The sequence below is a fragment of the bacterium genome, assembly GCA_021371935.1.
Lineage (GTDB): Bacteria > Armatimonadota > UBA5829 > UBA5829 > UBA5829 > UBA5829.
Window position 1 is genome coordinate 293,827 of the sequence record JAJFVF010000012.1, and the last position, 26,115, is coordinate 319,941.

Genomic DNA, 26,115 nt, shown 5'->3' on the forward strand with positions numbered 1-26,115 from the left:
TTATGCTTCAAGAGGTTCAGCCTGCCAATCCGCTTATGCAATTTATAATAGTTTTGATTCCGCGCGACTTTTGCGGTTCCGAATGCAGCATTAATATCGGAGGAACATGATGACAACTGATAAACCCGACATTGATCTCGTAAGATCGGCACAACAGGGTGAACGCACGGCGTTTGATGAGTTGGTGCGCAGGTATCGGAGTGCGGTATTTGGGATCGCCTATTCAAAGCTTGGAGATTTTGAGGCCGCCAGAGATGCCGCACAGGACACATTCGTTCATGCGTTTTTGGACCTGCAGACTCTGCGAGATCCTCAGAAATTCGGCAGTTGGCTCTGCTCGATTACCGTCACGGCCGCATTAGGCGCAATTCGCCGCAGGCGTAATTACTTTTCCCTGGATGATCCCAATGCACAGGATCAGCCAAGCGGCGAACCAAGCCCGCAGGAGGCTGCGGAGCGTTCTGAAAATGCATGCAGGGTGCATCAGGCTCTTGCCGGGCTGCCGGAGAATTACAGGCTTCCAATCATCCTCCACTATGTCGATGGCTACTCGCACGATGAGATAGCCAACATTCTGACGTCGTCGGTATCATCCGTGAAAAACAGACTGTATCGTGCCAGGCATCATTTGAGAAAGGAGATGCTTGTGGAAGTTGAAAGAAGTCTTAAAGACGAACGGTGCTCAAATGCCAAAGATATCTGCGTCATTATACAGTGGTTTGGGAAGCAGTGCTCATGCCGCTGCCGTCACTGTCTTCTAAATAGTGGCAGCAGACTCAGCGGCGTATCATTTGACAGGATGAAGGCGCTTGGTAAGAAATTTCTGCGCTGGAGGGATGCGCACAGCTTTGATGACCTTGCAATAGACATCATTACAGGTTATTCATGCGATTCCTCCGAGGATATTGAGGGCAGACTGTTTTGTAAAGCCGCGGGAGCTACAAACTGGTCATACCTGCCCACAAATGGAATGGAACTCAGAACGAAGACGGAACTTGAACAATATCTGCTCGCCCGCAAAGAGATGGGCATTACCACAGTCGGCATCACTTTCTATGGCATGAAAGATTTCCACGATAAATGGGCAGGCCGCAGCGGCGACTGGGACTACACAATGCTTATCGCCAAGACAGCGGCGGAGCTTGGCCTGAAGCGCCAGGAGACCATCTTCCTCTCGAAAAAAGGAGTTGACGGCATCCCATCTCTTGTGGAATTGCTCGATCAGATTGCCGGTATGACCGGGCGGTGTATATGCCCATGGGACTATCGCGGCCGCGGCAAGCACCTGGAAGACGAGCGGGTGCTGGACGTGCAAGTCAAGGCACTGCCTGAGAATGTGCTCCGATATATAAACCAAGGCATCAACAACCGAGGGCGATGCTATCTGTCGGAGGGCGAGTGGGTATCTGCGATTGAGGCGGGTAAGTATCCCCGCAAAGACAGGCGAGTCTATCTCATCAGCGTATGGCCGGACAATATAGAATGGTTGGAATCAGCAGATTGCGATAGTATTCTCCAAAAAATGCGTGATGAAGATGAGCAGCTTCATACTGCGATACCGTCGCTGCCGACACTTGCACGGCTGTATGGAAAAAAGTCTGGGAAGCGAATCTATTGGGTGCGCGACCTTGAATGGAAATGGATCGATTTATATCTTAAGGAACACCCTCAGATCGACCCTACGGGAAGATTTGACGACCTGGATTGCGTGATTTTATGTCACTAGACTGGCTATTGCCCGTTTGCTTCATATCACTTTTCGAACTCGCGCATCCAGCTATCCAGTATCCTCTTATCTGAAAAGCCCTTGAGGTTCATGGCAGAGGCTGTCTCATCATTAACATCATGCTGCCTGACTGCACCGATAAGTTCGGACTCCAAAATTTCGACCCCCATATCCTGTGCCTGCTGCTTGATGAACGAGTATACATCCCACATACTCACCAAGTGCGGCTGAGTAATGTTCATGGAGACCTGTGCAATGTCGCGTGACTTCAGATATACACCTATTGCCTTCACTCCGGGCATGGCTCTGCCTGAGTCTCTCAGATGCCTGATCTTGGCTGCAATAGCTTTGGCTGCGGTGATGTCATTGCTCTTAAGGTTGACGTTATATGCTATCAATGGACCCCGTGCGCCGACCACTGTCGCACCTGCCGTCGGATGGACATGGTTCGGGCCGACATCAGGCTTACGGCCATCCGTAAGGCCATGCTCTCTCAAGGCTTCAAAACCACCTCTGCGGATATCGGATAAGTTCACACATTCACTTCTCAGCGCACACTGCTCATAGAAATAGACAGGAATATCAAGGCTGTTCGCTATATCCCGGCCAATGGCATGACCGAGATCGACAGCCTCGTCCATGGTCATCTCGTCCAGCGGAACCACCGGCACCACGTCCATCGCGCCTATCCGCGGGTGGCCGCCTGTATGTCTGTTCAAATCTATCAGTTTGACTGCTGCACGCGCTCCAGCAAGAACAGACTTATGGATATCGTCCGGCCTGCCTATGAAGGTCACCACCGAGCGGTTGTGATCGGCGTCCATGGAATAATCGACTATCTTTACGCCGGACGCCTTATCTATCGCTTCGGCTATCTTTGTCACGACCTCTGCACGACGACCTTCACTGAAATTTGGAACGCACTGAATAAGTTTTGGCACAACAAACGCCTCCAAAGACTTATTCGATCAACATCAGCGTCTCACCTCTCGCATCTCGCCCCCCAATTTGATATACTATTAGCAGAAATTGGAGCTATGAATTGAAACTATTAACCATTTGCAAAGGAAAGATACACAGAGCCACCGTCACGCAGTGCGACGTAGACTACGTCGGCAGCATTACTGTCGATCAGGACCTGCTGGACGCGGCTGATATAGTCGACGGCGAGCTTGTTCACATCTGGAATATCAATAACGGCGAACGGCTGGAGACATATGCCATCCCCGCCGAAAGAGGCAGCGGCGTGGTATGCCTTAATGGTGCCGCAGCCAGAAGGTGCAGTGTAGGCGATAAGGTAATTATCGCGGCATTTTGCCTGACCGATGAACCGGTACAACGCAAAGTAGTGCTGGTCGACGAACACAACAAGATAGTCAGCAGGATATAACCAATGCTCAAATTTCTACTCTATGTGCTGCGCTGGCAGCTTTCAACCCCGATCCTTTATCCTATAGTGCACACATTCGGTTCGGGTTTCTGGTCTGTTGCACTGGCGAACCTGATCGGAGCAAGCATATTCTTTTGGGTCGACCGGTTTATCTTCGGCGCAAAGGTCCAGGAATGGGAGTTCATGCAGATCGGCAGATGCCATGACTGCGGCAAATACACTGCTGTAAGGCGACTGCGCTACGATCCTCGCGGATACGACCGCCGTGACGATCCTGATCCCGAGTTCAGATGCTCCGAGTGCAGCAAAAAGAAACTCAAGCAGCTTGGCATCGGATAGGAGCTGATTGTGCCCAATCCCAGGAAACTTCCAGATATTTTCAGTCAGAGGGTCGTCGTATTTGACGGCGCTATGGGTTCGCTCCTTGTCGAGCGCGGTGTCAGTCATAAGCATCCCTTCGAGGAACTCAACCTCTCCTCGCCATATCTCATCTGCCAGGCGCATGCCGACTACATCAAAGCGGGCGCAGACGTAATCGAGACAAACACCTTCGGAGCAAACCGGTTCAAACTCTCTCATCATGGCCTGGAAGCCAAGGTCTACGACATAAATCTGGCTGGAGCCAGACTGGCAAGAGACGTGGCGGGTTCAAAAGTTCTGGTTGCCGGTTCGGTCGGTCCGCTGGGAGTAAGCCTGTCCCCTATCGGGTCTGTCGATATCGAGGACGTGCAATGCAGTATTAAGGACCAGGTGACCGGGCTTGTCGACGGTGGAGTCGATATGCTCATATTCGAGACCCTCACCGACCTCGACCAGGCAAGCGTGATGCTGGAATCAGCATTGGCGAGCTGTGAACTGCCGGTCATAGTCCAGTTTGCTATAGGGACAGACTTGACCACGGAGCGCGGCGACAGCCTGGATGATATAGTCTCGAAATTGTCGGAATATCCTGTCAGCGTCATAGGGGTCAATTGCAGCGTGGGTCCAGAGCAGACTATCCGGTCTGTGCAGGCTCTGCATGAGATCAGCGACCTGCCTATATCGGCTCAGCCGAACTCAGGCTATCCGACCAATGTCGAAGGGCGAACACTTTATATATCCGGCGCGAAATATTTTGCAGACAGAGGCGCTGAAATAGTCCAGGCGGGCGCATCCATCGTGGGAGGATGCTGCGGCACTTCCCCGGCACATATAGAAGCCCTTGCAGCAAAGGTCAAGACTATGCCCAGGCCTGTTCCGGCCAAAATCAGGCAGGCACAGGCAAGAGAAAGCATAAAAGTCGGCCAGGCGAGAGACCATTCGCCGCTGCTGCGTAGGATGAATGGCAGTTTTGTCACTGTCGAGGTCACGCCTCCAAAGAATGCGGACTATCACACTCTCATAAACAAACTCAGACCGCTGGTGGCGGCGGGTATATCGGCAATAGATGTCACGGACAATCCCATGGCGCGCATGCACATGAGTGCTGTGGCGTTTGCTCATCTGGTCCGCCGGGAACTTGGGATCGCGACAATTCTCCACCTGACCTGCCGCGACCTCAATCTGCTGGGGATGCACTCCACTCTGTTGGGCGCATCGGCGCTGGGTATAGACGGCATCCTTGCCCTGACCGGAGACCCGGCCAGCGCAGGGGACTACCCCGCCGCAACGTCTGTCTTCGATGTCACATCCGACGGCTTGGTCAAGATAATAAACTCGCTCAACCATGGCCTGGATTACACCGGCAGAGAGATAGGCGTGCCTACCAGTTTTGCTATAGGCACTGCATTGAACCCTGCAGCAGATGATATCGACAAGGAGATTGCGCGCCTTGCCAAAAAACGCGAGGCGGGAGCCAATTTCCTGATGACCCAGCCTGTATTCGACCTCGAACCACTGCGGAAAGTCGTCAAGAGCATTCCCGACGACTGGAATATACCGATACTTGTCGGTGTGCTGCCCCTGCGCAGTTCGCGCCATGCCGAGTTCCTGCATAACGAGGTCCCGGGCATGAACATACCCGAAGATATCCGCAAGACACTTGCTTCAGCCGAGCCTGAGGCCGCAAAGGCTGAGGGGGTGAGGATCGCGCGGCAGATATATCTTGCGGCGAAGCAGGAGTTCGGGGGAGTGTATTTCATGCCTCCGTTCGATAACTTCGAGGTTGTGCGCCAGGTTATCTCCGGGGCTTAACGAGTCGTGAAAAATCCCTCCAGTATGGGGATGCCGGAGGGATCACAACCACACGTTTTCGCGATTAGCCCGCATTATTCACGAGGAACGTGAATAATGCTCTCAGAGAGCCGGATTATGCGCTTACCGCATAATCCGGGTTAGGGATATCAGTAGATTGGCATGGAGACCTTCTCCAGAGTCTCCGCAATCATTTCATCTTCTTCCAGGTCGATAGCCAGGTCAGCCAATGTGACGATCCCCACCAGTTTTCCCCGATCCACTACCGGCAGCCTGCGTATGCGGTTATCCTGCATGAGTGCGCATGCGTCCTCCACGCTCATATTCGGACTGCCGAATATAGGGTCTTTACTCATTATCTCATTGACATATGTATTAGCCGGGTCGAAGCCCTTTGAGATTGCGCGGACGGTGATATCGCGGTCGGTGATTATTCCAACCAAATTATCCTGATGGACCACCGGACATGAGCCCACATCCATACTCTGCATCTTTTGGGCGACCTGCATTAGAGTCTCATTAGGGCTGCATGTTATGACATCGGTTGTCATGATCTCTTTTATATTCATTGTCATCCCCCCTGAAAAATGGTTCAAGATTGCTTTTTTCCACGGGCGATGAAACCGAAACAATATCAAGCCCGCCTGATTCGGTATGTTTCAACCATTTTGACCGGGTGATAAGACTCCTTAGCCTTGCGCAGACCGGCTATTCCCAGGTCCTGCTCCCTGTTTATATATTTGAACCCGGAAGCCTCATGGACTGCGAACTCATTGTTGATGACCTGGTATACGCCGTCCATTCCCGAGCTTGCTTTCTCGACATGAATCACCATTGTCTCGGTATTGAGCGCTTCGCCCAGTGAAAAAGCCGCTATGCTGCCGTCTATCTTGATCGCGCCGCCGATGATGCCCAGTTCATCGAAATTTGAAAGCATCTCATAGACCGCCGTGTGTTCATTCTTGAGGCCTTCGCTGCTGCGGCAGTCGCGCTGCTCACACCAGTAATCCGCAAATTTAATCGCCTCTTCGGGACTGACGTGCGGCATGCGGACATATTCATACTCATACTGTGATTTGAACCGGCTGATCCAGTTTCGTTTGCCGTCATATTTCCTGCCACCCAGTTCGATCAGGTCTGAGGTAAGGTAGAGATAATCACTATTATCACGGTCCTGTGCAACCACATATCCCATATTATTTGCTTGATGCGCCACGCCTGCATGAATACATTTAAACTCGATATCGTCCTCGGATAGCCGAAACACTTCATCAACCGCCTTTGCCGCGTCACCAGCGCCCAACGGCTCCAGACACATAACTTTATCATTGACATGCTCGGTGAGTATCAGAAAATCACCTACGCGTGAAAGCCTGGTATTGTATGGCTTGCGCCATGCAAATATATTGGTGAAAGTATAAGTCGATATCTCCGGCGGGTTTGCAATAAATACAGCGTCGAAGACAGGCTTGTCTTTTATAGTCAATTCTCTTGAACCGGGATACTCCGGTATGTCCATTTACCACACCTCATTCATTTTCGCCATAATACCATCCGGCTGCTCTCTTTTTCAAACCCTGCCGACTCCAGCATATCCGCTACGCGGCTTCCAATGATCGACGTATTGTCAAACTGCGATATCTCCACCTTGCGAAACGGCCGAACTGGCCATGGACTGTCGACAAGGTGAACGAGAGCCGATATTGCCAAGACTGTGTCATCATCACATAGACCGTCCCTGATCCTTAGAGTCTTCGACCCCATTTCCAGGCTGATAACAGGCAGGCCGTTCAAAACCACAGCATAGTTGGCGGGCAGCCTAGCCAGCCTGCCGAATCCGATATCGAACGGACCGGAGGATGAGAACAGATATGCCGGGTCGCATGCATTTATCAGCACTGCATTCTTCTCAGTCGTGGTCAATTGCCCTATACGTGAACGTCCCATAAGGGTATCCACAGCTTCAGGCAGGCCGAACTGCGCTCCGCCCAGACCATCTATAAAATATCCCCGCTCAATCTCGCCCGCCAGTTCCATTCTCTGATAAATTTGATACAGGTCGCCCCAAGCCGTGTCCGGCTCACCGGGGCGGTTGACGATATCTTTCGCCACCACACCATACCTCTCGAGCAGCACACGTGCGTATATCTCCAGTGACTCGCGCTCATCCTGCCCGGCTCCCACAAGTGATGAGAGCAGAGACCACCTGCCGTGGCTCGAAGCAGGCTGTCTGCCGAAAGACTTTGCAATCCGCGAGCGGCTCCGATAATACTGGCGTCTGTCAGTGGGATATGAAAGGCTTGCAGCCGGTTTGGGTGATGATACTGCCGGGGGTTTGCCTGAGCGCAGTATTTTGAAGCTGTCGTGAGTGACCTCACCTGTCCATATCATCTCCCAGAGCGCTCTGCCGACAACCCGCGAGTCCAACCCGGTTTCGGCGACAATGTCTATCACAAACGATGCTCCTCTATCCTTGAGACAGCGAAGCACTTTTTCTTTATCGCGCGAGACTTCTATATCGTGTGAGCCTGCATGTACCAATGGATACAGCGCAGGCAAACCCTCTCTTGCGAGGAACGCTATGTTTCCTGCCTTTTCCGGGTCGGAAGACTGGCCCGTCCAGACGAATTCCGCAGCCATGCACAAATCGTCCAGATGATCGACTCTGAAGTCCTTCACCCTGCGTGCGAGTATATCCGGTTCCCATACTCCATAAGGCAGGGATACTCCTTCGAGTTGACGCAGAGCGCTGCGAGTGCCGTCCTGGCCGGAGAGCATGTGATCCGGGTGCATATGCTGCCAGCGCAGTAGAAATTCCGAGTATGCCTGTGCCGAAACCGGCTTCGACTCCATCCTGCCGATTGCCAGAGTGCGGCGGTATACAGACTCAATATGGTCAGAGCTTACATACCGCACCTTTCGAGAATGTGAAGCCGGTTGAATCTCTATAAGCTCACCAGAGACTGCCATAGTCTGAATTTTCCTATTTACAATGTCTGCAGACAGGCCGTAATCATCGGCTATATCGACCGGCACAATCACTCCTCTGCTGGATATATGACTGTCCAGTATTTCATCGAGAGCATTATTGTCACCCGATATTGCGCGCAGATAACCGTCCAGATGATCGGCGGCGACTAATCTGGCAGGTCGCCTGCTGTCTGTAAATGTGACGCGAACCAGCCTGCCTTCTTCAATAAGCTCAGCTATCATCTCAGGCTCAGCAGACCTTTCGGCGGCAGACTCCTCGGGTATATCGCCCAGTCGCCTGACCAGTTCATACAACTCTTCGGCTGTGCGCGCTCGATATCGCTCACCGATACCCTGGAGCATGTTGTCGAGGTCAGTTAATGCCTTTTCGTTGAGATCGCGGCCAAGTCTGCCGTCCACCAGTTCGTCTATAAGCGCTCGTTCGACTGGAGCATGCCTGCGCCTGTGTGCGCCCTTGGGCTGGTCCCATTCATACTGATAGATCATCTGGAAATTGAGGAGCATGGAAGAGACAAAGGGCGAGGGTATTTGCCTCTCTACTGTATTGACCTCGATCTCACCCGACTGGACTTGCGAGAGTATTTCGCGCAGTTCGTCCATTCCCAGATAGTCGCGCAGGCATTCACGGAATGTCTCGATCACTATCGGGAAGCCGTCGAACTGCTTGGCAATGAAGAGCAGATCTTTTGCCTTCATGCGCTGAAGCCAGAGAGGAGTGCGCTTTCCATGCCCGGCTCCCGGCAGCAGCAGCGCACGGGCGGCGTTCTGCCTGAACCTGAGTCCAAAGAGCGCCGTATTTGGCAGTTCCTCCATAATAAGGTCATAGGCCAACTCAGGCGTGAGCATCCTGAAAATGCCGAATGGAATGGGCGAGTCGGAATCAGGCAGGCGGAAGAGCACGCCGTTGTCTCCTGAAATTGTCTCGGGGTCGATTCCCAGTTCACGCTTGATGAGAGCCGAAAGCGCGATCCTCAGGGCATTGTGAACCTTGCCGCCGAACACGCTCAGCAGTGCCAGCCTGCTGCAGCCTATTTCGTCTGAAAAGCTCTCCAGCACTATGCGTCTGTCCGTCGGCAGGCCTGACTGCCCCTGCGTATGCACAAAGCTCACGAGGTTGTTCGCCGCCTGCATATCGACAGGCAGGTTTTGCAGTGCCCAGTCATGAGCCTTATCACCCTGTTCGGAAATTTCGCGCAGCATCTCGCCCATCATTTTGCCCGTCCTTACTGACCTGGGCACGCTTTCACCCCGCCAGAAAGGCGTCTGAGCCTGATAGGCCGAACCATGCGTTACTATAACCCGGTCAGTCTCGATCTTTGCGATCCTCCAACTGTTAGTTCCCAGCGAAAAGGTGTCTCCGACCCGCCTTTCGTAGACGAACTCTTCGTCCAGTTCGCCAATTTTGAGGTGAGGCTCGGACAGATATACGCCGTATTGGCCGGTGTCTGGTATTGCGCCGCCGTTTGCAATCACCAATCGCTGCGCTCCCGGCAGGGGAGATATTCTGCCCGTCACCCTGTCGAAAGAAACCCTCGGGCGCAAATTTTTGAACGCTTTGGACGGATACCTGCCTGAGACAAGCTGGAGTGTAAGGTTGAACATTTCCTCCGAGAGCTGATTGAAAGAGTAGGTGCGCCTGAAAGTTGCATAGATTTCCGGCCATATGGCACTCTCCAGAGCGGCCATCGCCACTATCTGCTGAGCGAGCACGTCCAGGCAGTTTTTGGGAACGCTTATAGGCTCCACATCGCCTTCGAGCATGCCCTTTGCCACACTCACCGCTTCAGCCAGGTCTGGATGTGTCTTGGGAATGATCCTGCCCTTGCTGATGGCTGTGTGCACATGCCCAGCGCGGCCTACTCGCTGCAAGCCTCTGGAGACTTCTTTTGGTGACTCCACCTGGCAAACAAGCTCAACAGCGCCCATGTCTATCCCGAGTTCGAGTGTGCCCGTAGCGACGACGCCCTTCAGGGTGCCGTCTTTGAGAGCAGTCTCGGTCATGCGCCGCATAGGAGCTGAGACGCTTCCATGATGAGGCCGGACGATCTCCTCACCTGCAAGGTCGTTGATCCCTAACGTGAGCTGTTCGACTATGCGCCGAGTGTTGGCGAAGATGATAGTTGACTTATGGAACTGAACCAAGTCCAGCAGCCGTCTGTATATAGACGGCCAGACCGATCCCTCACCGGGCTGGCGCAGGTCATTACACGTGCAGACGACTTTCAAATCCACACGCCTGCTTACTCCAGTATCGACTATCTCTACCGGCCTCGCCATCCCTGAGTTATCGAATCCACCCAGAAAAGCTGCAACTTCAGAAAGAGGCTTTTGAGTGGCCGAAAGACCTATGCGCACGGGCGGTGTGCGGCAGATATCCTCCAGCCGTTCCAGCAGGATAGACAAAAATACACCGCGCTTGTTCGGGCTTAGGGCATGAATCTCATCGACTATCACATATCGGACTGTCTCAAGGACCTTGCGTGCGGATGATGTGAGTATTATGTGCAGAGACTCCGGCGTGGTGATCAAAATATGGGGCGGCTTGGTAAGCATCCGTCGGCGCTCGTTGGCAGGAGTGTCGCCCGTGCGCACTGCTGTCTTGATCTCAGGCAGCGAATGACCCATCTGCCGTGCCGTATCGTGAATTTCAGTAAGGGGCTGGGAGAGATTTCGTTCGATATCGTAGTTCAGAGCCTTCAACGGCGAAATATATAAAATCTCGATTCCCTGCTCAGACTTACCTGATTCGAGGTCGCATAGCACACGGTTGATCCCGGCAAGGAAGGCGGCAAGTGTCTTGCCGGAGCCTGTGGGAGCCAGAATGAGCGTATTCCTGCCCTGGCTTATCAGCGGCCACCCGAGCCTTTGTGGCTCAGTCGGTTCACCAAATCTGCCTAGGAACCATTTGGTTATGCACGGATGGAAATCGTCTGGAAAGTGTCTGGACATATAACACTATTATACTGCAGATATCCTCACAGATATCAAAATCCCTCCAGGCAAATTACCCGGAGGGATTATATACAACTCCAGCGATTATTTACCGCAACAGCAACAGCACTTGCCCTTAGCCTTGCCTTTTTCCAGGGCGAGAGTGCAGGTCGGCGCATCGCATACTTCTGATGGACCGAAATACTGGATCGGACCGGGGAAGACATAGCAGTCGTTGAGCGCCCAGTCGTCACGGTTGACAGCAAAATACTTGAACGGCTCACCATCAAGCTCGACAAGGGCTTTCTTGATGACCGGAGTGGGCTTGCCTTTGCGGATTTCCATGTTGAGCATCATGGTGACCGGTGTTCCACCTGCGACCCATTCATCTGACGATTTGGTAAGGTTCTGAACGTTCACTGTGTAACCGGTGAGCTCTGCCCTGACCAACTGCGCTGCGGCGTAACCGAGAGAATAGCAGTAGTCAGCATCGAAGTTGGACGGATATGCGCATCGACCTTCATAACCGAAGAAGTGACCCAGCGGGCTGAACTTAGCCTCGGTCTCACCCTTGGACTTGAGCAGTCTGATCTTATCGGCAACCAGGTCTATGAGCAATCGCTCGGTCTCGACCTGCGAGAGAGGCACATTGCCGTGGCTGTCGCGCTTAAGCAGGACTTCCTGAATCTCCAGAGGCAGCGAACTATATACTCGTGCGCTGTGATCGGAGAGTTGGCCGCTCAGATATTGCACGCGGTCCTCATGATCGCCAAGCTCGCGGATGTATTTCTCTTCCTTACCAAGGATATTGGAGAGTTCGTCGATCATGGTCTTGATGTCCGAAATAAATTCGGGCAGACCCTCAGGCACGACCAGAATGCCGTAGTTCTTGCCCTCGGCAGCGCGCTTGACCACCACACCGGCTATATAGTCGACTATCTCACCAAGCGTAGTGCCCTTTTCCTGAATCTCTTCGGAAACAAGACAGATATTGGGGTGGGTCTGCAGAGCGCATTCAAGCGCCACATGGCTCGCCGCACGACCCATCAGCCTGACAAAGTGCCAATACTTGACGGCTGACGTTGCGTCACGGCAGATATTGCCGATCAGTTCGGAATAGGTCTTGACGGCTGTGTCGAAACCAAATGATGCTTCGATCTGGTCGTTTTTCATGTCGCCGTCTATAGTCTTGGGTACACCGATCACTCTGGTCTTGGAATCCTGCGAGTCGAGATACTCGGCGAGCACAGCGGCGTTTGTATTGGAGTCATCACCGCCGATTATTACGAGGCCGTCCAGGTCCATTTCTTTGAAATTGGTCAGACACGCGGCTAGGTCTTCGGGCTTTTCTATTTTGTCTCGCCCGCTCATGATCATATCGAACCCACCGGTGTTGCGATAATCGTCTATAATCTCAGCGGTCAGTTCCTTGTATTTGCCTTTTATACAGCCTCCGGGACCTTTCAGGAAACCATATATCTTGGTGTCCTTGTTGGCCGCCTTGAGGGCATCGAAAATTCCGGCTATGACGTTGTGACCGCCGGGTGCCTGCCCTCCTGAAAGGACCACGCCTACTTTCATAGGAGAGCTGTTGAGGTTGCCTTCACCCTCGACTATTTTGGCGACAGGCTGGCCATAGGTATGCGGAAACAACTTCTTGATCTCAGCTTTGTCGGTTGCCGGTTCGGTCGGTAATCCAAGCTCGACCTTTATATTCCCTGCACGAAGCGCCTTTGGCAGCTTCGGCTGATATGCGGCTCGCGCCTTTTGCAATGCGGATTTCTCGGCACTCATGTTACTAATTCTTCCTCTTGATGGATTAGGCTCGTACACAACATACCCTCCGCACTAGGAGGGCTTTGCGAACCACTCTATTATAGTAAGTCTGAGGCTTTTTGACAAAGGCGCAGAACGAACCGGTAATTTTACGAGGCTCGCTTGGCACACTTTTTGAACATATGATGAGTGTAGTTAAATTGAAGAGAGGTTGTGTTAGTGAAATACCGAGTCAGCATCGAGAGCCTAATACTAGTTGGGATTTGCCTGGCGGATATGTTGGTGACACTTTACTGCGTGTTAGCAAATATCGCCGTCGAGCAGAACCCGATAATGGCCGCCTGTATCAACAAAAGCCCTGGGGTGTTTGTGGTTGTAAAGATGCTTAGTTTTGTGCCATTCGTTGTTGCGATAGAGATGTATAAGAAGCGAAACCCGGATTTCGCGCGCAACGCCTGTCGATGCGCAATCGGCCTGTATGTAATAACATTTGCGATTCTGACTCTTGGCGTCAATATGTAGGGTTTGCTTCCCTGCCCGCTCCCAAATAACCGGCCGGACCGACACCGGCCGGTTATCTATGTACATCAAGCCAGCGCGCTTACATACCCGGCACACGCTCATACGCTACGCCATCTACTACGACTGTTCCATCTTCGGCTTGAATACCATCCACCAGCTTCTTTGTGCCGTTGTCCCAAACGAAAGCTCTGACAAGCCTGCCGACTGCATTCGGTTCATGAAAGATATATTCCGTCGTGCCGTCATCGTTGACCACACGCCTCCAACAGCCTGTTATGTAAACCGGATCCTCATCAGAGTTTGTCTCCGGCCCTTCGCCCGGCCCTGCCGGGTATATCACAGTGAGTATACAGTCGGCAGTAACAGTCTGACTGCCGGTTTTGGCATTATAGGTGCAAGTGGCAGTTATCGTTATAGTATTATTTGATGTCACGGCTTGCGCGGCGATGGGCGCAAACAGCAAACAACAAGACATTATCGTAACATATGCTAATGCAACTATTCTATTCATGGCTTTCGCCCCACCTGTTTTTCGCATTCAATGACATGTTTCCCATCGCCGGGCATAATTTAGTCATTATTTGCGCATTGATTGTCATGCGCCTTAATGCGAAATTTTCTCAGTGAGGTGAGCCTGAACTTGCTGTTGAAAGGATTACCGTGGCGTCTGTTTCTTATGCGAGTTATAATGTCGGAGGATAATCCGCCACCTGCATACAACAGATAACTTTATTTGCCTATTTTGGCAGTGGCGAATAGAACCTAAGTTGCTTTGATCGGAGGATTATGCAGTTCGCTGAAACCGGCGGCTGTATATTAGTTGCGAAAATGTCTACAATTAACGACAACAAAAACATGTCCGGCTGGATCAAGGTCGACGACGCAGTGCAGACCTGCTATCAAAAGGGTGTGCCACATACCGACTCTAGCGGACGAATGCTTTTTAAATATGACCCAAGCAGATCATTCCTGCCGATCGGGATATACCATTTCGTATTGAACGACCAATCCAGCGGCATACTCGGGTTCGATTACCTTGCTGCCTCCGGCTTCAACTTCTGCCACTATTTCGAGCATCAGCAACTATCCGACTTGGTCGATGGAGCCGTAAAGTCCGGCATCCGGCTTATTCCGCACCATCCGACCGATGAGGATGTCCGTACTTACAAAGACAGCCCCGCCATACTGGGATGGTATCTGGATGAGGAAGCCACTGGACTCTACTGGGGGAAGGATATGGAGTCTGCGTTCAATAAGTTCCTGGCACGACGCGATGCGATCAAAGCCATCGACCCGAACCATCCGGTATTTGCGCTGGACGCCTGCTGGATAACTCCTCCGGCCACTGACTGGTGGATCAAATGGAACAGTTCGGGCGATGTCACAAGCCATGACAACTATCCACTCAACGGCGAACATACGTCACTGAGTTTCGAGATGGGCATCCCCGAGTCAGTCGGCCTTGCCGTATCATCGGTTAAACAGAGCAAGCCTATGTGGTTTTGTGCGCAGGCACACAGTTTCGATGATCCAAAATTCCGATGCGTGTTCCCCACGCCAATGCAGGAGCGCTGTATGATATATACCGCATTGATCCATGGCGCGACCGGCATAATCTATTTTGGGATAGACTCATATGTGCTCAGGGGCGGCAAGTGCATCGGCGTGGCACCGAACCCTCAGCCGGATTACAGTCTTTGCGATTCGCCCGAGCGCGCAATGGCAGATACCGAGCAGATTGCCTCATCCCGCAGGTTATGGGAAACCATAGTCGGCCTGAACAGAGAGCTTGCCGAACTGCGATCCTCTATTCTCTCATCGACCGCAACTATTCCCTACGAGGTTTATATACAGGACCTGCCGACATCGGCGCCGTCATCGCCCATCCGAACACTGCTCAAGACCGATCCCGCTGGCGACTTCACCATGCTGCTCACCAATGTTCAGACGGAGCCATGCAATGTGCGCGTACGGTTTCCCGGCTCGCAAAAGCTGACAGTGACAGAGCTCTTTGCCGATAGCAATCAAATATCCGCCAGTGGTGACACATTCGAGATATCCTGTCCAGGTTTTGATGCGAGAGTGCTTAAGATCAGCTTAAGGTGAGCATTGCTCATCATTATCGGTAAATGCAACCACAAGCTCTGGGCCTTCGCCGTACGGCTCCTGGGCATATCCGCCCCAGCGCCCTGTGATTTTGAAACCGTGATCGATTATGAGCTTTACGAATTCATCTGGATAATAGCATCTCATCGTGACCTTGAGCACTGCTTCGTCCGTCTGAGCTTCGTTCTCATATGTCCGGTAGATCAAGTCCGAATAAAGAACCAGGTGCTCAGTGTCTATCTTTCGCAGCGCTCGGTGACGAGTCATGCGAATACCGTCCGACTCGTGCTCATAATCCAGCACTTCTCCCTCAGTGCGACACCACTCCATGAATCTCTCTCGCTCATATTTCGGCTTGAAGACATTCAGCACACATACTCCGCCGGGCGCAAGATGACTGCGCACGCATTGGAACATTCCGTCCAGTTCGGCATCTGTCTCCAGGTTCTGAATTACGCGATGAGGCGCTGTAATGAGGTCAAACTTGTGCTGCAGTTCAAAGTTTGTTATGTCCGCGACCTCGGCATATGCTCTGTCGGCAGGAATTGCCGCAGATGCAAGCCTTTGTCGACAGATATCCACCATCGGCCTGGAAATGTCTATACCGTGGATGTAGGCACAGGATTCTGCAAGCGCCGCCATTACACGGCCAGTCCCGCAGCCGAGTTCAAGTATGTGTGCACTAGATGATTGGATGATGCGCCGATAGAAAGAGACGTCATCAAATGGTGGAACGTGCGTATCATAATACTTTGCTGCTTCACGCTGAATGTCTACCGGCATAACGCAATCACTCCTCTTGTATTTGGCCCATTGTTCCAAAAATCTCCATGCCTTGATTTTACGCTGCCTAATACAATAGTAGAATATGCTTCCGCTTTTACTAAATACTGAGAGTGCAATTCGGAATTGTTCGTTTTATATGACGATGGTGAATTGCATTCATGCAAACGAGTTAGGAAATGTTAGGTGTTTCGGGACTGAAGTCCCGAAACACCTAACATTTCCATACACTAGTATTCGGGACATAATCGGTGAGCGGTTACACGCAATGAGAGCACAGGGCAATCGCATGAATATTGCGAGTGTGGTCGCCACAAAAAGATTTACATGAAGTATCGCATGTTAGACACAGGTACTTTTGTGTTGTTTCTCTAAGCGGTAGGTTAGTAACCTACTTAAGCTTGGAGTATTGCTTTAATGAATGATCCGACTGATTTCTTTGTTCACTTTAGCGTAATTGACGATCCTCGGGGCGAGCGTGGCAAGACCCATCTTTTGTATGAGATTCTCTTCATTGCGACCTGTACGATGGCATGCGGCGGTGATGGATTCACCGATATGGAAATGTTCGGTCATGCAAAGGAGGATTGGCTCCGCAAGTATCTGAAATTGCCGGGTGGCATACCAAGTCACGATACATTTGGTCGTGTATTCTCTATAATCGATCCTCAAGCATTTGGAGAATGCTTTGTCAATTGGACTGGGGCACTTCATGTCGCAACCAAAGGCGAAGTTATTGCTCTGGATGGTAAGACGATCAGGCATTCATTCGATACTGCAACCGGCAAGAATGCGCTTCATCTGGTAAGTGCCTGGGCGAGCGAAAATGGCTTGGCGCTTGGTCATGTTAGGGTGGACGACAAGAGCAATGAAATCAAGGCAATTCCGAAATTACTGGAAATGATCGACGTTTCGGAACGTATCATCACGACCGATGCGATGGGTTGCCAAAAAGATATCGCAAAGAAAATCGTCGAGAAGAAAGGCGACTATGTATTCTGTCTCAAAGGCAATCACGAAAACTTACACGAAGAAGTCAAATACTTCTTCGATGAGGCAAAAGCAGCAAACTTCGAGGATGTGGAGCACAGCTATTTCGAATCTGTTGAGAAAGATCACGGCAGAATCGAAATACGGCGAGCTTGGGTTGTCGAGGACGACGCAATCCGGTGGCTGGAGAAAGAAGACCAATGGTCGGGCTTAAAAAGCATTGCCGCTATTGAGAGCGAGCGAAGAATCGGTGGCAAGACGACCGTCGAAACCAGATACTTCATAAGCTCTTTGGCAGGCCGCGCCGCTAAACTCGCCAGCGCTACGCGCGAGCACTGGGGAATAGAAAACTCGCTGCACTACGTGCTGGATGTCACACTCAACGAAGACGCGAGCAGAATAAGAAAGGATAATGCACCCGAAAACCTGGCGACCTTGAGGAAGATAGTGATTAATCTTATCAAGAAGCAAAAGAACTCAAAGACAAGCATTAGAAGCAGACTTAAAAAAGCAGCCTGGGACAACTCCTATCTTGAAACACTGCTCGTCAGTTGAACATGCGATTGCCCTGAATGAGAGCAATTCTTGACAGTGCGACTCAATAATGTTAAGCTATACTTGATCGTATAATGATTTAGCAGCAAAAAAGCGCAAGTCCGGATCAGGGCTTGCGCTTTTTTTCATGGGTAGGGAGTATAATATATGAAACGAGTCAGACTGTGGACCAGAAACTTTGCCCTGATTACTATTATCACATTCCTCGTTTTTATGAACCACGTTATGGTATTGACCACTTTCCCGTTTTACGTGGAGACACTTGGCGGTAAAGAAGCAATTGCAGGGCTGGCCGCAACGTTGTTTTCCGTGGTCGCGGTAATCTCGAGGCCGGCCATTGGCTGGGTTCTGGATAACGGCAAACGGCGGGCGATTCTAATCACCGGCATTATTGGTATGGCCATAATGCCCATTGGTTATTTAGCCGCCTCCATTCTGGCACTGGCCCTCATATTCCGAATGCTGCATGGCGCGTTCATGAGCTGTGCGGGCACCGCCAGCAGCACAGTCGCGACAGATATAATCCCCAAGGAACGCTTCGGGGAAGGAATGGGCATATTCAGTACCAGCATTGCGTTATCCACATGCTTCGCTCCGGCTCTTGGTCTGCTTTTGATGAACCGGTTTGGATACAGTGCACTTTATGGAGCATCTGCTGGGATGCTTGTTATCGCATTTGCGCTTTACTTTATGATGAAAATACCGCCAGTTCACATTGAGAAAAAGCCACTTCGCCTCAAGCAGTTGGTCGCCGCCGATGCACTACCTTCTTCTACAGTCATTCTTTTTTTTCTATTGAATTTCGGCGCGGTGGAGAATTTTATTGCCAAATTCGCTGCTTCAGTGCCGGAATTGCCCAGCGGCGGCCTGTTTTTCATTATCATGTCTTGTGTGCTAATCCTGACCAGAGTATTACTGGGTAAGGCCATTGACCGGCATGGTGAAGCTTTTTTTGTTTATAGTGGTAATTTCACAATGTTTATGGCTTCCATATTGCTGGCTATTCATCCAAATAAGGTTGCTTTTGTGATCGCAGCCGTGCTGGCTGGTTACGGTTTCGGCGGTATGCAGCCTGCACTACAGACAATGGCCGTACGCAATGTATCGTCAGAACGGCGTGGTGCAGCAAACTCTACATTTCTCTGCACCTATGACATCGGCATAGGCATTGGTGGTGGTATCGCTGGCTGGCTTATATCTGCTTTGGGATATGCACAAATGTTTGCAATCACGACCGTTTTTTTGGTCCTTTCAGTAGCGGCTTATTTGTTTTGGGGGCGAAATCACCCGTCTGCATTCACAAATTGCTTAAAATCAAAATCCTGAACGAATTAAGTGGTCGATAAATGCAGCTTCTGCAATAGTATCCAGCACCTGTTAAAACGACATATTGTTCAGATTTCCATGCGATCACGTATTTAGGTGTTTCCCGAAACGGGAGACATATGAGTATCGGGACTGACAGGACTTATTAACAGAATCTCCGCATGTAACCCCTGAATTACAGTGTAGCCAACAACGTTCATGATTGACCTGTTAATCATGTCATTCCCAACTTGATTGGGAATCCAGGGAGCCTGCGTTCTATTACGACAATAGTGTCTGGATTCCCGCCTTCGCGGAAATGACAGAGCATAAGGGCTAAGTGCTATACTTCCCTAATGGTTTATGCACATGCCCACATGCAATCTCTCAATTACAGCGCAGCCCATAATTTCACGATTGATCTCTTAATTATGTCTTTCCCAGCTTTATTAGGAATCCAGGAAATGGGCATTCCTCACTTATCATTCTTGTTGAGAAACCACTTTGTCGACAAGTCATTCCAGTTCGGGTTCATCGACTCTATAAGCTGAAGCTTCCAAGCCCTATTCCACTTTTCCTAGCTTGTGTTCATACATTCTGCGCTGAAGATCATTAGTAACTCCAATATACAGGGTTCCGTTTCGCTTGCTTGCAAGAATGTATACGTAGTATTGGTTCATCTTTTTTAGATTCCAGCATTCATATTAACCATGCTATCCCCGACCGACCTATTAACTATGTCATTTTGAAATTCTCGTCAGACCCATCTACTATGCTATTTCTAACTTGTCTATCACTATGTCATTCCCGACTTGATCGGGAATCTAAAGAGCCTGCGCTTTAATACAACAACAGTGCCTGGATTCCCGCTTTCGCAGGAATAACAGATTATCATATCTGTTGTTTATTGCTTTTAGGATAAGGGCTTTCCGAAATAACTGAATCATGTTCGGCATCTGGGGATGCCGAACCATTGAGTTTACTTTGTTTTCCTACGCAACCAATGAACGAGGGTTTCTGGCCTTTGAACTGCTTATTGTAGAACCTAATAATTTCACTGTCAAGCCGATATCCGTGAACATTTTGGAAGAGCTTTTCAATCTTGCTCAAACCGGAGCAATCTTTGAGAATTTGTCGAGTTTGCCTAAGGTTATCGTAGAATTGCTTAGTCCTGCGGGTTTTCTCATTGCTGTCAGTAATGCAATAGACGTCCTCTAAACCCATAAGAGCCGAGACACATTGAATTACTATTCTATCATCAAGATAGAATGCTTGTTGATCGCATAACTCTGCAACAGCAAGCACAGTTTCGCCTACGATCTCTTTACGTTCCTCAGGAGTATAATCATCATTTTCTAGTACTTCAGCGGCCACTTTAGAAAAGTTATTGGTAATTCGGAACAAGTCTTCGTATACCTTTATGCGTTTTGCGAAAAGCTGCTGGGAATATGGCTCAACACGACTACTTCTTCTAAAGAATTCACGCCTGATGCGAATTACGCGACGAGTGATTTGACAGCTAACCCTGGTCTATTAAGCTTTTTATTGATGTAAATGGCCATTACAAAGGCTGTTAACTTGCGCTGTATTCTCACCAGCAGTCCAAGTTCAGTTTCTGGTGTTTCGGGACTTCAGTCCCGAAACGAGCTGATGTCATTACAATACAATCTCACCCGCATTCTATCCCCAACCAACCAGCCTGTCAATTTCCGCCCATCCCTTCCCCGACACCCGGCATCTGATACCCAACACCCCAAAAATCCCAAATGGTGGAAGGAATCATCTTCGGCGGCGAATAAGTACCATGTTTGGTACGACAATAATTGCATTATTCGCAAATGCGAAGAATGCTCCCTAATCGCTTTCTTCACGATTCTCATGAAGAAAGCGTACAATAAGTAAGTAGATATATAGGAGGAATTACTGAATGTCCGACAAGAAACGCGTGTATCTTTTCCGTGAAGGTAACGCCACGATGAGAGACCTTCTCGGAGGCAAAGGCGCTAACCTGGCGGAGATGACCAATATCGGTCTGCCTGTTCCGCCCGGGTTCACCATTACCACCGAGACCTGCAACGAGTATACCAAGCTCGGCAAGCTTCCCGATGGACTCTGGGAAGACGTGCTTGCTGCTCTTGCCGATGTCGAGAAAGACATGGGCAAGAAGCTGGGCGATGCCAACAATCCCCTGCTCGTATCGGTGCGCTCCGGCGCCAAGTTTTCCATGCCGGGTATGATGGACACCGTCCTTAACCTCGGTCTCAATGAAAACACTCTCAAGGGAGTCATCGCCGCAACCGGCAATGACAGATTTGCATATGATGCCTATCGCCGGTTCTTGATGATGTTTTCGGACATCGTTCTTTCCGGCGATTATCCAAAGCTGGCCAAGCATCACTTTGAAGTAATTTTCGACGCACTAAAAGAGAAAAAGGGCGCCAAAGTAGACACCGAAGTAGACGCCGAGGGTCTCAAAGAGCTAGTGGCTCAGTATAAAGAATACTTCAAGAAGATCACGGGCAACGACTTCCCGACAGACCCGATGGAGCAGCTCAAGCTCGCTATCATCGCAGTCTTCAAGAGCTGGAACAACGAGAGAGCTATCATCTACCGCAACCGCGAGAAGATCTCCCACGACCTCGGGACCGCCGTCAACATTCAGACGATGGTCTTCGGCAATATGGGTGATGACTGCGGCACAGGCGTAGCCTTTACACGTAATGCCGCTACCGGTGATAATAAGCTCTTCGGCGAGTTCCTCAAGAATGCTCAGGGCGAGGACGTGGTGGCTGGTGTGCGAACCCCTGAAGAGATTGCACAGCTTGCCAACGAGTTCCCCGATATCTACAAACAGTTCACAGATATCGCGCAGAAGCTCGAGGACCACTATCGGGATATGCAGGATATCGAGTTCACCATTCAGAAGGGCAGACTCTTTATCCTCCAGTGCCGCAACGGCAAGCGCACAGGCGTTGCAGCAGTTAAGATTGCTGTGGATATGGTCAATGAGAAGCGCATCAGCAAGGAAGAGGCTCTGATCAGAGTCCCGCCGGAAGCACTTGAGCAACTCCTCCACCCGCGCATCAAGACTGCCAAGGGTGCCAAGGAGATCGCCAAGGGTCTGAACGCCGGACCTGGCGGCGCGTCGGGCAAGATTGCTCTGGATTCCAAGACCGCTATCGCGATGGCTTCCAAGGGCGAGAAGGTTATCCTTGTCCGCAAAGAGACCAACCCGGATGACCTGGGTGGTATGCTTGCCGCTAAGGGTGTTCTGACCCAGCTCGGCGGACGCACCAGCCATGCAGCTCTCATCGCCCGCCAATACGGCATCCCGACAGTCTGCGGATGCGGCGCTGTCAAGATCGATGAAGCCAAGAAGACAGTCAACGTAGGCGACATCACCCTCAAGGAAGGCGACGTCATCACCATCGACGGAACCCTCGGCCTGGTATACAATGTTGAACTCGAAACCGAGCCTGCAACTGTGACAGGTGACTTCGGCACATTCATGGGCTGGGCTGATGAAGTCCGCAAGCTCAAGGTCTGTGCCAACGCCGACAACCCCGAGCATGCAGCCGATGCTGTAGCACTCGGAGCAGAGGGCATCGGACTCTGCCGCACTGAGCATATGTTCCTCGGCGCAGAGCGCACACCGCTGGTAGCCAACATGATCCTTGCTGAAGACGAGAAGACACGCCAGGAAGCTCTCGACAAGCTGCTTCCTCTACAGCGCAACGACTTCATCGGTATCTTCAAGGCAATGGGCGGCAGGCCGGTCACAGTAAGACTGATCGACCCACCTCTGCATGAGTTCCTGCCTAACATGGACGAGCTGCTGGTAGAGGTTACCGAGCTTCGCTGCAAGAACCCGAACTCCCCTGAGCTGCCTGAGAAGGAAAAGCTCCTCAAGAAGGTCGTGGACATGCACGAGCAGAACCCTATGCTCGGTCTTAGAGGCTGCAGACTCTCTATCTACATGCCTGGCATCGTGAACATGCAGGTAGGCGCCATCATAGGAGCAGCCTGTGAGGTCAAAAAGGCCGGTATGGAAGTGCATCCTGAGATCATGATCCCTCTCATCGGCACTGTAAACGAGCTTACCTATCTCAAAAACCAGCTCACCAAGGTGGCTGAGGAGACTATGAAGGCTGAGGGAATCAACGTCGACTACATGATCGGCACAATGATCGAGATTCCGCGCGCAGCCCTCACCGCTGACGAGATCGCCAAGGAAGCTCAGTTCTTCAGTTTCGGCACCAATGACCTGACCCAGATGGGCTATGGTATCAGCCGCGACGACGCAGCCAAGTTCCTGCCGCTCTACATCGACAAGCAGATCTTCAAGACAGACCCGACCGACACCATCGACCAGAAGGGTATCGGCAGGCTGATGAAGATTTGCGTCGAGGATGCTAAGGCAGTCAACCCGACGATCAAGCTCGGAATCTGCGGAGAGCACGGCGGAGAGCCGGACAGCGTCAAGTTCTGCCACAGGATCGGCCTGAACTACGTTTCTTGCTCACCAAAGAGAATCCCGGTTGCCAGACTCGCAGCTGCCCAGGCAGTTATCGAGGAGAAGAGCTAGAAGTAAATGCCTTATTCCCTCTACTGTGGCAGAGGGCTAGGGTGAGGGCGCAACGTATTGCGCCCAAATAAGCAAATAGATAGAAAGAATCCCCCGGTTGGTGGAGACACCTGCCGGGGTTTTTTTGTTATAACAAAATATCCTAAGATACGCCGTCAACAACCCCTTTCAACAACTGCAATTTGCGCGCAAATATCTCGCCATATTAACACGTAAGGCAGCTTCAAAAAAACCATGCTATAATAAACTTAACAATTAACACGGGCATTGACTATAACATGCCACACAATGATCCCCCGGAGGCCGTAATTATGATACTAAATAAATTAGCTCGGCTGTCTGCAATCATGACAGTGTTGATCTTGATATCATGCCCACTCATGGCTGCAAATACTGTTCCCACACTGAGCGCTGTCGCACCCAATGCCGATACAACTGCTCCCTATATTTGGAGGACTTATATCTGCACCTACTCCGATGCTGATGGATATGCCAATCTCAAAATTTGCCGGTTGTTGGTCAACACGGCAGTATCAAGCAATGGAGGCGGTTACTTCCTCTATAATCGCAGCACCAACAAGTTTTTTATGTATAAGAACGATGGAAGCCTAGTCGGCGGTATCACCAGAGGCACTGCCGGAATTATAAGCAGCGAAAATGCATCGCTGGACTGCAGAAGAACAAGAGTCATGCTAAGCGGCAGCACCATCACAATCGCCTGGGTAGTGAAATTCAATGTCAACATGTCCGGTAAAAAGCATAACATATACGTAAGAACAGAAGACGCAGCAGGGGGTGTTTGCGGATTTGCATGCAAGGGCACCGTTACTATCAACCAGCTGCCGACACTAAGCGCTATTACTCCCAGCTCCGGCACAACCACTCCCAATGTTTGGAGAACTTATACCTGCACTTATTCCGATGCTGACGGATACGCTAATCTCAGACTATGCCGGTTATTGATCAACACGTCGACATCAAGCAATGGGGCCGGATACTTCCTTTATAATCGCAGCACCAACAAGTTCTACATGTATAGAAACGATGGAAGCCTGATTGGTGGAATCGCGCGAGGCACCACCGGAACCATAAGCACAGAAAATGCATTGCTCGACTGCGGTGGAACAAGAGTTACGTTTAGCGCCAACACCATCACGATTGTCTGGAAAGTAAAGTTTAACCTCACAATGTCCGGCAAAGTGCAAAACATTTATGCAAGGGCAGAGGATGCAGTAGGCGGCGTCTGCGGGTTTGTAAGCAAGGGCACTGTAACTATAAATCAGACGCCTACACTGGGCACTATCACTCCCACCGATGACAGCACTTCTCCCAACATTTGGAGAACGTATACTTGCCGCTACAGCGATGCCGACGGATATTCAAATCTCAAATACTGCCGGTTATTGATCAATACGTCAGTATCAAGCAACGGAGGCGGCTACTTCCTCTATAACTGCAATACTCAGAAGTTTTATGTGTATAAAAATGACGGCAGCGCGACCGGCGGTATTACATATGGCGCTGCGGGGATCATTAGCAGTGAAAATGCGTCGTTGAACTGCGGTATAACAAAAGTCACGCAAAGCAGCGGCACCATCACGATAGTCTGGAAAGTCAAGTTCGGCACCACAATGTCGGCCAAGACGCATAACATATACGTAAGGGCAGAAGATGCAGTCGGCGGCGTCTGCGGATTTGCAAAAAGAGGCACGGTGACTGTGCTGGCAGAGTCCAAGCCGCTTTCAGAAACACGCGTTGCACCCATCTCGCTCGTGATGTTTGCCGGAACCACCTATACGTTCTCGAAGGCGCATGCCATTGATATTGATGGCTCTGTTGTCACCAATATTAATACTTTTGACTGGACATCTGACGATACATCCGTGGTAACTGTTCAAAAGACAGGCTTGAGCGCCGACGGCAGATACAACAAAGCCACTCTCACAGCACTAAAGGCCGGGACAGCGATGATAATTGTTGCCGCCGGTGGAAAACACGCCTATATGTCAGTTAATGTTATTGACAACCCGACAAATCTGGCAGACAGATTCATGGAAGTCCCTCTAAATCAAGACGGGTTGACCGATATACCAGTCAATGAGGATGGTTACAGATATATGTATTTTTACGCTGACCCTGGTGCGGAATACCGGCTTGACATGAACGCCACTACGGGCCATGGATATGTGCAAGTATCCTATGACCAGACCTTTGGTGATAGTTACAGTGACGTCCAGTCTGGATATACCGATTTTGCAAGTGAAGCAATATGTCGCTCGGTCT

Annotated in this window: 18 protein-coding genes and 1 pseudogene; 10 read left to right on the forward strand and 9 right to left on the reverse strand. The window is 50.8% G+C overall.

From position 1 onward, the window contains the following. Window positions 1-106 precede the first annotated feature (106 nt). Window positions 107-1,726 carry a sigma-70 family RNA polymerase sigma factor gene (locus tag LLG46_09980; GenBank protein MCE5323628.1) on the forward strand — a complete coding sequence of 540 codons (1,620 nt, stop codon included), beginning with the start codon at window positions 107-109 and terminating at the stop codon, window positions 1,724-1,726. A gap of 26 nt (window positions 1,727-1,752) precedes the next feature. Here the strand turns inward: LLG46_09980 and ftcD are convergent, their stop codons facing one another. After that, window positions 1,753-2,667 carry a glutamate formimidoyltransferase gene (gene ftcD, locus LLG46_09985; protein ID MCE5323629.1) on the reverse strand — a complete coding sequence of 305 codons (915 nt, stop codon included), beginning with the start codon at window positions 2,665-2,667 and terminating at the stop codon, window positions 1,753-1,755. Window positions 2,668-2,768: 101 nt separating this feature from the next. Between ftcD and LLG46_09990 the strand changes: the two genes are divergently transcribed. The 3 genes from LLG46_09990 to LLG46_10000 are packed head-to-tail and all read left to right on the forward strand — an operon-like array spanning window position 2,769 to window position 5,288. Then, complete coding sequence (locus LLG46_09990; protein MCE5323630.1) at window positions 2,769-3,116, forward strand: aspartate 1-decarboxylase; 348 nt, start codon at window positions 2,769-2,771, stop codon at window positions 3,114-3,116. A 3-nt stretch (window positions 3,117-3,119) separates the two neighbouring features. Beyond that, window positions 3,120-3,455 (forward strand): hypothetical protein, encoded by a 336-nt coding sequence (locus LLG46_09995; GenBank protein MCE5323631.1) that lies wholly within the window; start codon window positions 3,120-3,122, stop codon window positions 3,453-3,455. A gap of 9 nt (window positions 3,456-3,464) precedes the next feature. Continuing rightward, window positions 3,465-5,288: a bifunctional homocysteine S-methyltransferase/methylenetetrahydrofolate reductase gene (locus LLG46_10000; GenBank protein MCE5323632.1), complete on the forward strand. Its 1,824-nt coding sequence runs from the start codon at window positions 3,465-3,467 to the stop codon at window positions 5,286-5,288. A 149-nt stretch (window positions 5,289-5,437) separates the two neighbouring features. On the opposite strand, the gene LLG46_10005 is transcribed toward LLG46_10000, so the two are convergent. The 4 genes from LLG46_10005 to LLG46_10020 all read right to left on the reverse strand — a co-directional run bounded on the left by LLG46_10005 (window position 5,438) and on the right by LLG46_10020 (window position 13,004). Then, a complete protein-coding gene (locus tag LLG46_10005; GenBank protein MCE5323633.1) occupies window positions 5,438-5,857 on the reverse strand; it encodes a CBS domain-containing protein in 420 nt (139 codons plus the stop codon). A gap of 65 nt (window positions 5,858-5,922) precedes the next feature. Further along, window positions 5,923-6,807: a phosphatidylglycerol lysyltransferase domain-containing protein gene (locus LLG46_10010; protein ID MCE5323634.1), complete on the reverse strand. Its 885-nt coding sequence runs from the start codon at window positions 6,805-6,807 to the stop codon at window positions 5,923-5,925. A 14-nt stretch (window positions 6,808-6,821) separates the two neighbouring features. Continuing rightward, the gene (locus LLG46_10015) at window positions 6,822-11,228 is read right to left on the reverse strand and encodes a DEAD/DEAH box helicase (GenBank protein MCE5323635.1); all 4,407 of its coding nucleotides are present in this window, start codon (window positions 11,226-11,228) and stop codon (window positions 6,822-6,824) included. Between the two features lie 87 nt (window positions 11,229-11,315). Further along, complete coding sequence (locus LLG46_10020; protein ID MCE5323636.1) at window positions 11,316-13,004, reverse strand: diphosphate--fructose-6-phosphate 1-phosphotransferase; 1,689 nt, start codon at window positions 13,002-13,004, stop codon at window positions 11,316-11,318. 201 nt (window positions 13,005-13,205) lie between these two features. Between LLG46_10020 and LLG46_10025 the strand changes: the two genes are divergently transcribed. Beyond that, entirely contained in the window at window positions 13,206-13,508 is a 303-nt protein-coding gene (locus tag LLG46_10025; GenBank protein MCE5323637.1) for a DUF5658 family protein, read from the forward strand. Window positions 13,509-13,587: 79 nt separating this feature from the next. On the opposite strand, the gene LLG46_10030 is transcribed toward LLG46_10025, so the two are convergent. Beyond that, window positions 13,588-14,019 (reverse strand): hypothetical protein, encoded by a 432-nt coding sequence (locus LLG46_10030; GenBank protein MCE5323638.1) that lies wholly within the window; start codon window positions 14,017-14,019, stop codon window positions 13,588-13,590. Window positions 14,020-14,294: 275 nt separating this feature from the next. Here LLG46_10030 and LLG46_10035 point away from each other — a divergent pair, with 275 nt between their 5' ends. Continuing rightward, window positions 14,295-15,614 (forward strand): hypothetical protein, encoded by a 1,320-nt coding sequence (locus tag LLG46_10035; GenBank protein ID MCE5323639.1) that lies wholly within the window; start codon window positions 14,295-14,297, stop codon window positions 15,612-15,614. Here the strand turns inward: LLG46_10035 and LLG46_10040 are convergent. Further along, window positions 15,606-16,397 (reverse strand): class I SAM-dependent methyltransferase, encoded by a 792-nt coding sequence (locus tag LLG46_10040; GenBank protein MCE5323640.1) that lies wholly within the window; start codon window positions 16,395-16,397, stop codon window positions 15,606-15,608. The two genes, LLG46_10035 and LLG46_10040, sit on opposite strands and share 9 nt — an antisense overlap. A gap of 417 nt (window positions 16,398-16,814) precedes the next feature. On the opposite strand from LLG46_10040, the gene LLG46_10045 reads away from it, so the two are divergent. Further along, window positions 16,815-17,942: an ISAs1 family transposase gene (locus LLG46_10045; GenBank protein MCE5323641.1), complete on the forward strand. Its 1,128-nt coding sequence runs from the start codon at window positions 16,815-16,817 to the stop codon at window positions 17,940-17,942. Between the two features lie 147 nt (window positions 17,943-18,089). Further along, complete coding sequence (locus LLG46_10050; protein MCE5323642.1) at window positions 18,090-19,268, forward strand: MFS transporter; 1,179 nt, start codon at window positions 18,090-18,092, stop codon at window positions 19,266-19,268. 454 nt (window positions 19,269-19,722) lie between these two features. Here LLG46_10050 and LLG46_10055 read toward each other — a convergent pair. Further along, window positions 19,723-19,927 (reverse strand): annotated as a pseudogene (locus LLG46_10055) (GIY-YIG nuclease family protein). A gap of 211 nt (window positions 19,928-20,138) precedes the next feature. Next, the gene (locus LLG46_10060; GenBank protein MCE5323643.1) at window positions 20,139-20,621 is read right to left on the reverse strand and encodes a hypothetical protein; all 483 of its coding nucleotides are present in this window, start codon (window positions 20,619-20,621) and stop codon (window positions 20,139-20,141) included. A 553-nt stretch (window positions 20,622-21,174) separates the two neighbouring features. Here LLG46_10060 and ppdK point away from each other — a divergent pair. Together ppdK and LLG46_10070 are read left to right on the forward strand one after the other, a co-directional pair. Then, the gene (gene ppdK, locus LLG46_10065) at window positions 21,175-23,832 is read left to right on the forward strand and encodes a pyruvate, phosphate dikinase (GenBank protein ID MCE5323644.1); all 2,658 of its coding nucleotides are present in this window, start codon (window positions 21,175-21,177) and stop codon (window positions 23,830-23,832) included. Between the two features lie 311 nt (window positions 23,833-24,143). Continuing rightward, a partial coding sequence (locus tag LLG46_10070) for a hypothetical protein (GenBank protein MCE5323645.1) occupies window positions 24,144-26,115 on the forward strand: 1,972 nt, incomplete at its 3' end.

Excerpts from the sequence above, each read along its gene's own strand:
- LLG46_10050 (MCE5323642.1), top strand. The coding sequence starts at position 18,090 with ATGAAACGAGTCAGACTGTGGACCAGAAACTTTGCCCTGATTACTATT.
- LLG46_09980 (MCE5323628.1), top strand. The coding sequence starts at position 107 with ATGATGACAACTGATAAACCCGACATTGATCTCGTAAGATCGGCACAA.
- ppdK (MCE5323644.1), top strand. The coding sequence starts at position 21,175 with ATGTCCGACAAGAAACGCGTGTATCTTTTCCGTGAAGGTAACGCCACG.
- LLG46_10015 (MCE5323635.1), bottom strand. The coding sequence starts at position 11,228 with ATGTCCAGACACTTTCCAGACGATTTCCATCCGTGCATAACCAAATGG.
- LLG46_10010 (MCE5323634.1), bottom strand. The coding sequence starts at position 6,807 with ATGGACATACCGGAGTATCCCGGTTCAAGAGAATTGACTATAAAAGAC.
- LLG46_10035 (MCE5323639.1), top strand. The coding sequence starts at position 14,295 with ATGCAGTTCGCTGAAACCGGCGGCTGTATATTAGTTGCGAAAATGTCT.
- LLG46_09995 (MCE5323631.1), top strand. The coding sequence starts at position 3,120 with ATGCTCAAATTTCTACTCTATGTGCTGCGCTGGCAGCTTTCAACCCCG.
- LLG46_10005 (MCE5323633.1), bottom strand. The coding sequence starts at position 5,857 with ATGAATATAAAAGAGATCATGACAACCGATGTCATAACATGCAGCCCT.
- LLG46_10045 (MCE5323641.1), top strand. The coding sequence starts at position 16,815 with ATGAATGATCCGACTGATTTCTTTGTTCACTTTAGCGTAATTGACGAT.
- LLG46_10030 (MCE5323638.1), bottom strand. The coding sequence starts at position 14,019 with ATGAATAGAATAGTTGCATTAGCATATGTTACGATAATGTCTTGTTGT.
- LLG46_10020 (MCE5323636.1), bottom strand. The coding sequence starts at position 13,004 with ATGAGTGCCGAGAAATCCGCATTGCAAAAGGCGCGAGCCGCATATCAG.
- LLG46_10040 (MCE5323640.1), bottom strand. The coding sequence starts at position 16,397 with ATGCCGGTAGACATTCAGCGTGAAGCAGCAAAGTATTATGATACGCAC.